This window comes from Terriglobales bacterium (assembly GCA_035487355.1).
GTDB lineage: Bacteria > Acidobacteriota > Terriglobia > Terriglobales > Acidobacteriaceae > QIAW01.
The window spans coordinates 39,326-49,116 of the sequence record DATHMF010000079.1; the positions used below are offsets into that span (position 1 = coordinate 39,326).

General features: G+C 55.7%; 9 protein-coding genes. All 9 read left to right on the top strand.

Translation table 11 applies throughout. The features are described 5' to 3' along the window. The first annotated feature begins 108 nt into the window (after positions 1-108). The gene (locus VK738_14185; GenBank protein HTD23804.1) at positions 109-852 is read left to right on the top strand and encodes a cytochrome c3 family protein; all 744 of its coding nucleotides are present in this window, start codon (positions 109-111) and stop codon (positions 850-852) included. 34 nt (positions 853-886) lie between these two features. Then, complete coding sequence (locus VK738_14190; GenBank protein ID HTD23805.1) at positions 887-4,015, top strand: TAT-variant-translocated molybdopterin oxidoreductase; 3,129 nt, start codon at positions 887-889, stop codon at positions 4,013-4,015. Further along, on the top strand, positions 4,012-5,418 hold the full coding sequence (gene nrfD, locus VK738_14195; protein HTD23806.1) for an NrfD/PsrC family molybdoenzyme membrane anchor subunit: 1,407 nt from the start codon (positions 4,012-4,014) through the stop codon (positions 5,416-5,418). Before VK738_14190 ends, nrfD begins: the two co-directional genes overlap by 4 nt. Then, complete coding sequence (locus VK738_14200; GenBank protein HTD23807.1) at positions 5,415-5,951, top strand: DUF3341 domain-containing protein; 537 nt, start codon at positions 5,415-5,417, stop codon at positions 5,949-5,951. The genes nrfD and VK738_14200 overlap by 4 nt, the downstream gene beginning before the upstream one ends. A 40-nt stretch (positions 5,952-5,991) precedes the next feature. Continuing rightward, complete coding sequence (locus VK738_14205) at positions 5,992-6,609, top strand: cytochrome c (GenBank protein HTD23808.1); 618 nt, start codon at positions 5,992-5,994, stop codon at positions 6,607-6,609. Then, positions 6,606-7,841, top strand: a complete 1,236-nt coding sequence (locus VK738_14210; protein HTD23809.1) for a hypothetical protein — start codon at positions 6,606-6,608, stop codon at positions 7,839-7,841. Before VK738_14205 ends, VK738_14210 begins: the two co-directional genes overlap by 4 nt. Beyond that, positions 7,831-8,343 carry a hypothetical protein gene (locus VK738_14215; protein HTD23810.1) on the top strand — a complete coding sequence of 171 codons (513 nt, stop codon included), beginning with the start codon at positions 7,831-7,833 and terminating at the stop codon, positions 8,341-8,343. The genes VK738_14210 and VK738_14215 overlap by 11 nt, the downstream gene beginning before the upstream one ends. 118 nt (positions 8,344-8,461) lie before the next feature. Further along, a complete protein-coding gene (locus tag VK738_14220) occupies positions 8,462-9,298 on the top strand; it encodes an SCO family protein (protein HTD23811.1) in 837 nt (278 codons plus the stop codon). Positions 9,299-9,449: 151 nt separating this feature from the next. Continuing rightward, the coding region (locus VK738_14225) for a cytochrome c oxidase subunit II transmembrane domain-containing protein (GenBank protein ID HTD23812.1) at positions 9,450-9,791 on the top strand (342 nt) is incomplete at its 3' end.

Consider the following 9,791-nt stretch of genomic DNA (forward strand, 5'->3'; position numbering starts at 1 on the left):
TACTTGTTGTTTTAATCATAGTTCGTAGCTCTTAAATACATACCTTAAAGACGTGCAACCGCAGACCTGGACGCAGGTGCGCGAAGGCTGCAAGGAATAATTCGCCCGATGGCGCAGATTTTTCATCGCAGTGCCAATTCTTTGGCGCGGATGTCAATTTTAGGGGGCCTGTTCATTCTGGTCACCGTTGGTGCGGTGCTGGCTGAACTGCAACGCTCTCCATACGTTACCCGTCAGCACGAAGCCCGCGTGCAAAACCCTCCTTTTAGCCACCAGCACCACGTTGGGGGCATGGGGTTGGACTGCCGCTACTGCCATACCTCGGTAGAAGACTCCAACTTTGCCGGTATCCCGCCCACCAAGACCTGTATGAACTGCCACGCGCAAATCTGGAGCACCCAGCCCATGCTGGAGCCGGTGCGTGAGAGCTATCGCACAGGCAAATCGCTGGTGTGGATCCGCGTGCACGACCTGCCGGATTTTGTCTATTTCGACCACAGCATTCACATCAACAAGGGCGTCGGTTGCCAGAGCTGCCACGGTCAGGTGGATAAGATGCCTCTTATGTATATGGAGCACTCCCTGCAAATGGAGTGGTGCCTGAGCTGCCATCGCGAGCCTGAAAAGTATCTGCGCCCCAAGACCATCGTTGTGGACGGCAAAGAGCAAGGCGATCAGATTTTTAGCATGAAGTATGAGTCGCCGAGCAGCATGAATCCGGTGAACGTGAAGCTTGCCGACGGAACTATACGGCCCTTCACGGACCAAATCGAACTGGGGAAGATTCTGAAAAAGGAATACAACCTGCGCAAGGTGGAAGACATTACCAGTTGCTCCACGTGCCACCGCTAGGAAATTGGATTGGAACAGGATCACAACGAGCTGAATGAGCAATAACTGCAAAGACGAGAGACTCAAGCCGCCGGCGCCGAAAGCGGCTCCGCTTGATCTGGCCGCTGTGCGTGAAAAACTAAGCCAGGCCAAAGGCAAGCGCTATTGGCGCAGCCTGGAAGAATTGGCTGAGACCGAAGAGTTTAAGGAGATGTTGCATCGCGAGTTTCCGCGGCACGCCTCCGAGTGGAGCGATGGTGTTTCGCGCCGCAACTTCATGCAACTGATGGGCGCGTCGCTGGCGCTGGCCGGGCTGAGCGCCTGTACCAAGCAGCCCGTCGAAAACATTGTTCCCTATGTTCGCCAGCCGGAAGAGATTATTCCGGGCAAGCCTCTTTATTTTGCCACCTCCATGCCGCTGGGCGCTGTTACGCGGCCGGTTTTGGTTAAGAGCGATATGGGTCGCCCGATCAAAGTGGATGGCAATCCTGATCATCCTGCAGGCAGTTCGGGCAGTGACGTCTATACCCAGGCTTCCATTCTAGGACTCTACGATCCCGATCGCTCGCAGACTATCGTCGAGCTCGGCGAAGTTCGCACCTGGGGAGACTTTCTTACCTCCTTGCAAGCGCCCCTGAACGCGCAGAAGGCGTCGAAAGGCGCAGGGCTGCGTTTCCTGACCGGAGATTTCACCTCGCCCACGCTGGCCAGCCAAATGAAGGCGGTGCTCAAAACCTTCCCGCAGGCCAAGTGGCATGTGTGGGAGCCGGTGAATCATGATAACGGGCGCGCGGGAGCGCAGTTGGCTTTTGGTCAGACGCTGAGGCCGCAATACAAGCTTGAAAACGCCGACGTTGTTCTCTCGCTCGATGCCGACTTTCTTTCACCTGCCAATAATTCCGGATTTTTGCATTACGCTGCCGCCTTCGGTAAACGTCGCAAGGTTGAAGCGGGAAATCTCAACCGGCTTTATGTGGTTGAAAGCATACTTTCCCCCACCGGCGCAAAGGCAGACCATCGTCTGCCGGTGAAGGCTACGCAGATCGAGAGCTTTGCCCGCGTCATTGCTGGCAAGTTAGGAGTTGGCGGCGGGGCTACAGCAGAAAGCGGCAACCCAAAGTTTGTTGACGCGGTAGTCGCCGATCTCCAGAAGAATCGCGGCAAGAGTTTGGTGATGGCTGGTGAAACCCAGCCTCCGGCTGTGCACGCGCTTGTCCATGCCATCAATGATGCTTTAGGGAATGCCGGTAAAACCGTGACATATTTTGATCCGGTTACTGTTTTGCCCGATGGCTTCACCAGTCATATCGAATCGCTGCGCGATCTGGCCCGTGATATCGAAGCCAAGAAAGTTGAACTGCTGGTCATCATAGATAGCAATCCTGCGTATACCGCGCCGGCAGATTTGAAATTCGCTCATCTCCATATGGACGATAATTCGCCGGCAGAGTGGAAGCAGGAAAGCATTCTGCTAAAAGTTCCGAACTGCGTGCATATTGGGCTTTACCAGGATGAAACCGCGCAGTTTTGCCGCTGGCACATCAACGCCGCGCATTATCTGGAGTCGTGGAGCGATGCCCGCACCCCGGATGGGACCTTCGGTATCATCCAGCCGCTGATTGATCCTTTGTATGGTGGCAAGACGGCGCATGAAGTTCTGGGGGCTTTCACCGAGACTCCGGGGAGCAGCAGCTACGATTGGGTGCGCGGATATTGGAAGTCGCAGCACAACCCAGCCGACTTTGAAGCCTGGTGGCGCAAGGCGCTGCACAATGGTTATGTAGATGGCCCGGCGTTGCCCGAAAAGAAAGTCAGCGCGCGCGCAGCCGGAATTCCAGCCCCGACAAAGGCAGCCGAAGGATTAGAGTTGGTGCTGCGTCCCGATCCGCATGTCTACGACGGACGCTTCGCCAACAACGGATGGCTGCAGGAGTTGCCCAAGCCCATCACGCTGTTCACCTGGGACAACGCAGCGCTGTTTAGTTTTAATACCGCAAAGAAATTTGGCATCACCAGCGACCACGTGATTGAGTTGGAGGTTGGTGGCCGAAAGCTGCGAACCGTGGCCTGGCTTATCCCTGGAATGCCCGATGATTGCATCAACCTGCATCTCGGTTACGGACGCACTTGGGCAGGCCACAACGGCAACGGACATGGCTACAACGCCTACCTGCTCTCTACCACCGGCAGCCCTCTTGTAATCACCGGCGTAAGTGCTCCTGTTCTGACCGACGAGATGCATCAAGTGGCTGCGGTTCACGTCCATCACAACGTAGAATTCGAGCCCAAGGGTGAAGAGTGGAAGAATCGCGGGATCGTTCGCACGGCAACTCTGGAAGAATATAAAGCGAACCCTCAGTTTGCCCACGAAGGCGAGTACAAACCGCAAGAGCTCACGATGTACAAGCCCCAGGAGCATCGCTACGACCCCCAAACCACTCCCTACAAGTGGGGCATGTCGATTGATTTGAATTCCTGTATTGGGTGCAGCTCGTGCGTGGTCGCCTGCCAGTCGGAAAACAACATTCCTGTTGTGGGACAGTTTGAGGTCACCCGCGGACGCGAGATGCACTGGATCCGCATTGACAATTATTTTCAGGGCGACCTGGATAATCCCAAAACCCACTTCCAGCCGGTGACCTGCATGCAATGCGAGAACGCGCCTTGCGAGGTGGTGTGTCCGGTCGGGGCGACCGTACACAGCACCGAAGGCCTGAACGACATGGTCTACAACCGCTGCGTGGGCACGCGCTATTGCTCCAACAACTGCCCTTACAAAGTGCGGCGCTTTAACTTCATGTTGTATTCCGATTTTGAGACACCGCAGTTCAAGTTGCTCAATAATCCGGATGTGACGGTCCGCAGCCGCGGTGTCATGGAGAAGTGCACCTATTGCATTCAGCGCATCAATCGCGGACGCATCGAAGCAGAGAAGGCGAGCAGGCAGATTGCTGATGGTGAAGTCAAGACGGCATGCCAGCAATCCTGTCCCGCTGACGCGATTGTGTTTGGGAACCTCAATGACCAGCAAAGCCGGGTCTACAGGTTACAGAACCTACCGCACAATTACGGAATGCTGGCCGAGGACCTGAATACGCATCCGCGCACAATGTATCTGGCTGAGATTACCAATCCCAACCGGGATTTGATGGAAGAATCTGAAAAACAGGCGGAGCATTCATGAGTACGCATCCCCAGAGCCCGAGTGGAGAGGTGACCCAGGCGGGCGTGTTCCCGGTGGTTGAGCCGGGCCATACATTTGCGACCATTACGGAAAAGATCAGCGCCATTATTGTGCGCCGTGGCACGCCGCTGTGGTGGCTCGCGGGATTCCTGATGGCTTTCGGCGCCATGAATGTGATGCTGATGGCCATTGCATGGCTTTTCATCAAAGGTACCGGCATCTGGGGCGTCAACATACCGGTGGGCTGGGGATTCGCCATCATCAACTTCGTTTGGTGGATCGGTATCGGCCACGCCGGCACGCTCATCTCCGCCATTTTGTTTTTGCTGAAGCAATCCTGGCGTAACTCCATCAACCGCTTTGCCGAAGCCATGACGCTGTTCGCCGTCATGTGCGCCGGCCTGTTCCCGCTGATCCACACCGGGCGTCCCTGGCTGGCGGCCTACTGGCTCTTTCCCGTGCCTTTGACCATGGGGGTCTGGCCGCAATTCCGCAGCCCGCTCATCTGGGACGTGTTCGCGGTCTCGACTTATTTCTCTGTGTCGGCGCTCTTCTGGTTTGTTGGCCTGGTTCCTGATCTGGCCTCGCTGCGCGATCACGCTCCGCATCGCTGGCAGCGCATGATCTACGGCATGCTTGCCATGGGATGGCGCGGCTCGGCCCGCCATTGGGTCCGCTATGAAGCTGCCTACATGATTCTGGCTGGCTTGGCCACGCCTCTGGTGCTCTCTGTGCACACCGTGGTGAGCTTCGACTTCGCAGTTTCTCTGATTCCCGGCTGGCATACGACCATCTTCCCGCCCTACTTTGTCGCCGGCGCCATTTACTCCGGATTCGCCATGGTCGTGATTCTGGCCATTCCCATCCGTTCGCTGTACGGCCTGAAAGACATGATCACCATGCGTCACCTGGAAAACTCCGCCAAGCTGATGCTGGCCACCGGCTTGATTGTGGGTTATGGCTACGCCGTGGAAGCCTTCATGGCCTGGTATGGCAACAATAAGTTTGAATGGTTCCTGACCAACAATCGTTTGTTTGGTCCGTATAGATACTTCTATTGGGCGCTGATTGCCTGCAACATCGTCATTCCGCAGGTGTTCTGGAGCAAGAAATTCCGCACCAGCACCTTCTGGTTGTTCGTCATCTCCTGCGTGATTCTGGTGGGCATGTGGCTCGAGCGCTTTATCATCGTCGTCGTCAGCCTGCATCGCGACTTCGTGCCCAGCTCCTGGGGGCACTATGTCCCTACACGCTACGACTGGGCCATTTTTATCGGGACCCTGGGAATGTTTACCACCTTTATGTTCCTCTTCCTGCGCACGCTGCCGGCAATCTCGATTGCCGAGATGAAGCTTCTGCTGCCCGAGGCTGAGGTGAAGCATGCTGAGGTGAAGCAGGCATGAAGCATCCTTCAATTTTCGGATACCTGGCGGAGTTTGAAAATCCCACCGAGTTGGTGCAGGCCGCCGAAAAGGTGTATGCCGACGGTTATCGCAAGATTGACACCTATTCGCCTTTTCCCATTGAAGCCGCTGCCGAAGCCGTTGGATTTCACAAGAGTCGGTTGTCGTTGATCGTCCTGATCGGCGGCCTTACAGGTTTGGCCACGGCCTTCGGTATGCAGTATTGGATCTCCGTGATTGATTACCCCATCAACGTCGGCGGGCGTCCCTTCAACTCATGGCCGTCGTTTATTATCGTGTGCTTCGAATTAACCGTGCTGTTTTCGGCCGCCTCCGCAGTGATCGGCATGTTTGCGCTCAACGGTCTGCCCATGCCTTATCATCCGGTGTTCAATGTGCAGCGTTTTATAGATGCCAGCAAAGACGGTTTCTTCCTGATCATCGAGGCCACCGACCCGAAATTCGACGCGCAAGCGACAGAAAGTTTTCTCAAGAGTTTGAGTCCTTCTGGAGTTTGGGAGGTGCCGTATTAAAGCGCACGCCAAATTCCTGCGTTATCTGGGAGCGGTTGCAGTGGGAGCGCTCTGGCTGCTGATGGCCGGCTGCCGTCAGGACATGCACGATCAGCCCAAGTACATTCCGCTGCGTGAAAGCGAATTCTTCGGCGACATGCGCTCCGCGCGTCCGCTGCCTGTGGGCGTGGTCGCGCGCGATCATCTGAATGAAGATACGTATCTCTATACCGGCAAGGTCAACGGCGTTTTGGGAGATGTTTTTCCATTTCCTATTACCGCGGATGATCTCAAGCGCGGCCAGCAGCGTTACAACATTTATTGCACACCTTGCCACTCTCCCGTCGGAGATGGCCGTGGCGTCGTGGTACAGCGCGGATACAAACAGCCGCCGGCTTACACCGATCCCAAAGTGTTGCAGACCCCCGTGGGGCACTACTTTGACGTGATGACGAATGGTTACGGCGCTATGCCCGACTATGCAGCGCAAATCAGCGTGCAAGACCGTTGGAGAATTGTCGCCTATATCCGGGCCTTGCAGTTGAGCCAGCATGCCACCCTGGCCGATGTTCCCGCAGGCAAGCGTGGAAACTGGCCTGAGCCAACACCTGTGAAAGTACTGGGCAACGCGCCTCCGGCCGAAGCCGAACAACCGAGCGAGGGAGGTCAAACGAAATGAGCGAAACCACGCGAACCTCGCCCGCACGTACGATTGCAGATCTGATGCCGCCGATCATGCTCGACCGCCTGCAGCGCCGCGCATTATTGCTCGGCGTTATCGCCGGACTGGCGTGTCTGCTGGGTGCCCGGGTTTCACCGCACCAGTTCCTGCGCTCCTACCTCGTGGGATACATGATGGGCTTGGGATTAAGCCTGGGCTCGCTGGGCCTGCTCATGGTGCAATATCTGACGAAGGGCAATTGGGGATTTCTCATCCGCCGTCAACTCGAGGCCGGCAGCCGTGTGCTCCCGCTGATGTTCGTGCTATTTGCGCCGATCTGGGCAGGCATCAAAGGTCTGTATCCCTGGGGTGGACAACTCAGTCAGGAAGATTTGCACCAGTTCAAGATGCAGGCTTACCTGACCCCCAAATGGTTTATCGTCCGCTCGGTTGCATATTTCGTGGTTTGGATCGTGATTGCCTTCTTCCTCAATAAATGGGGCAAGCAGCAGGACTACGATGACGTGCCCGATTTGCCGCGCAGCCGCCGCTTTCAAACATTGGCTGCTCCGGGTCTGGTGATTTTCTGCATTACCGTCACCTTCGCAGTCGTGGATTGGATCATGTCGCTCGATATTCACTGGTATTCGACCATCTATGGCCTGATCTTTATTGACGGCCAGGGGCTGATTACTATGTGCTTCATGATCATGATGACCGCCGCGCTGTTTAAATACCGGCCTATGTCCCAGGTGCTGGTTCCTCAAACCCTGCATGATCTGGGCAACCTGACGTTGGCCATGGTAATGCTGTTCGCGTATTTTTCCTTCTCGCAGTTCCTGATTACATGGTCAGGCAACTTGCCGGAAGAAATTCACTGGTACATAGATCGTCTTAAAGGCGGCTGGGGCGCAGTGATGCTGGCCATTGTGCTGCTTCATTTTGCCATCCCCTTCTTCTTGTTATTGCATAAGCCGATCAAGCGCAACCTGAAGACGCTGGTGCCTGTCGTGGTCATACTGTTTCTGGCGCGCTATATTGATTTGTTGTGGTATGTGGTCCCCAACTTCAATGGCACGATCAACGGCGCCCCGGATCCGCGAGGTCTTTTTTCCTGGTTGGACGTGGCTTGTCCGGTTGCAGTTGTGAGTTTGTGGATTGCCGCCTTCTGCTGGCAATTGAAATCACGCCCGCTGTTCCCGGTCTACGATCCGCTCTGGAAGGAGGTGGAAAAGCTCCATGGACACTAAACACGAACGTTCCTCCGCCCCCATACAGAACCCAGAGCTGCATCACGAAGAGTCCGATGTTGACGCACGCGGCATTATAGGTTTTGGCTTGGGCCTGGCGTTGTGTATCGCCCTGTCGTCCCTGGTGCTTTACGTGGGGTTCAATTCTCTGCGTGACCACTTTACGGTACAGCCCGTTCATCCCAGTCCGCTGATAGGAGTGCGTGAGCCGGTGGAAGCGGAGGATGCGCCGAAGGATTTTCCGAACCCACGCCTGCAAACCAATTATTACGGGGACCTGGACGTAGTCCGCAAACAATGGGCGACGCAACTGGATACCTACGGATGGCAGGATAAAAACGCCGGCGTGGTGCATATCCCCATTGATGAGGCTATGAGGTTGACGCTGGAGCGCGGTCTTCCAGCACGCACGAGTGCTGCGCAGCCTGCTGCTGGTACGCGAACCCAAGGCACGCCGCCAGCTTCGGAGAATCGGACCAAGCTCGTAGCCAGCCGCAATTAATTTGCGGGGAGAATTTGTGGGGTATGGAGACGTAGCAAGCCATGTCTCCGCGCGCGAGCACAAAGATGTTAGGTAGAGACGTAGCTTGCTACGTCTCTGCGTGAGAGCAAAGGGATGTATGACGTTGTGCCGTAAATTTTGTGCGACTGTTGCCTTGCTATGTCTTGCGAGTGCAGCCCAGGCGCAGCTTTACTCGGAGCCTAAAGCGGTAGCCCCTCAGGGCAAGCCGACGATGCTGCAGAACATCGGCATTGACCAGCGGCTCGATCAGCAGGTTCCGCTGGATTTGAAGTTTCGCGATGAAGCTGGGCAGCCGGTTCAATTAGGCCGGTACTTCGGCAGCAAGCCGGTGATACTGACGCTGGTGTATTACACCTGCCCCATGTTGTGCAACGAAGTGCAGAGCGGGTTGGCCAGCAGTCTGGCGATTTTGAAGTTTAATGCCGGCCAGGAATTTGAAGTGGTGGTGGTGAGCATCAACCCGCGCGAACCGCTTGAGACGGCGCAGAGGAAGAAGAAGCAATTTCTGGCGCGTTATAAGCGCGCAGGAACGGAGTCAGGCGTACATTTCCTGACCGGAGACCAGGCCAGCATCGACGCTTTGGCCAAAGCCGTTGGCTTCCGCTACAACTACGATCCGAAAACGGATCAGTACGCGCACGCCAGCGCCATTATGGTGCTGACGCCGCAAGGTAAGCTGTCGCAATATTTTTATGGGATTGAATATGCGCCCAGGGACCTGCAGTTGTCCCTGGTGCAGTCGTCGCAGAACAAGATCGGCACCGTCGTGGACCAGGTCCTGCTGTATTGCTTTCACTACGATCCCGCGACCGGGCATTACGGTGCTACGGTCATGAATATTGTGCGGCTCGGCGGCATTATCACTGTGCTGCTTCTCGTATTGTTCGTGACCATTTCTTTGCGCCGCGAATTGCGGCCGCACAGAACGGTATAAACGCGCCGCTTTGCGGCGCAAGGTGGGAGCCCCGTCTTTTAAGCCGGGGGAGGCAAGGATTACAAGACTTTGAGCTTTAGCCCTGGCGTACCGAAATTAGGAGATTTGTAAAAGAAACGAAGGTTGAAACAACGGTTTTCATAACATAACTATGCAGTCGAACATTCCATTATTTCCCGAAAGCGCCTCCAGCATGTCCAGCCAGGTGGACTACCTGTACTTTTTCCAGGTGGCGAACCTGCTTTTCTTTGCAGGTGTGGTTGCGGCCCTTGTGGTTTACTTTGCTATCCGCTACCGGCGCGAAAAGAGTCCGAAATCTGAACCGATTCACGGCTCCATGATTCTGGAAGTCGCCTGGAGCGTTATTCCATTGGGTATTTCGCTGGTCATGTTTGTCTGGGGCGCGTGGGTGTATTTCCACTTCTATCGCCCGCCGGCCAATGCCATGGAAATCTACGGGACCGGGAAGCAATGGATGTGGAAGTTCCAGCAC

Coding starts and splice junctions, on each gene's coding strand:
- VK738_14185 (HTD23804.1), top strand. CDS start 109: ATGGCGCAGATTTTTCATCGCAGTGCCAATTCTTTGGCGCGGATGTCA.
- VK738_14190 (HTD23805.1), top strand. CDS start 887: ATGAGCAATAACTGCAAAGACGAGAGACTCAAGCCGCCGGCGCCGAAA.
- nrfD (HTD23806.1), top strand. CDS start 4,012: ATGAGTACGCATCCCCAGAGCCCGAGTGGAGAGGTGACCCAGGCGGGC.
- VK738_14200 (HTD23807.1), top strand. CDS start 5,415: ATGAAGCATCCTTCAATTTTCGGATACCTGGCGGAGTTTGAAAATCCC.
- VK738_14210 (HTD23809.1), top strand. CDS start 6,606: ATGAGCGAAACCACGCGAACCTCGCCCGCACGTACGATTGCAGATCTG.
- VK738_14215 (HTD23810.1), top strand. CDS start 7,831: ATGGACACTAAACACGAACGTTCCTCCGCCCCCATACAGAACCCAGAG.
- VK738_14220 (HTD23811.1), top strand. CDS start 8,462: ATGACGTTGTGCCGTAAATTTTGTGCGACTGTTGCCTTGCTATGTCTT.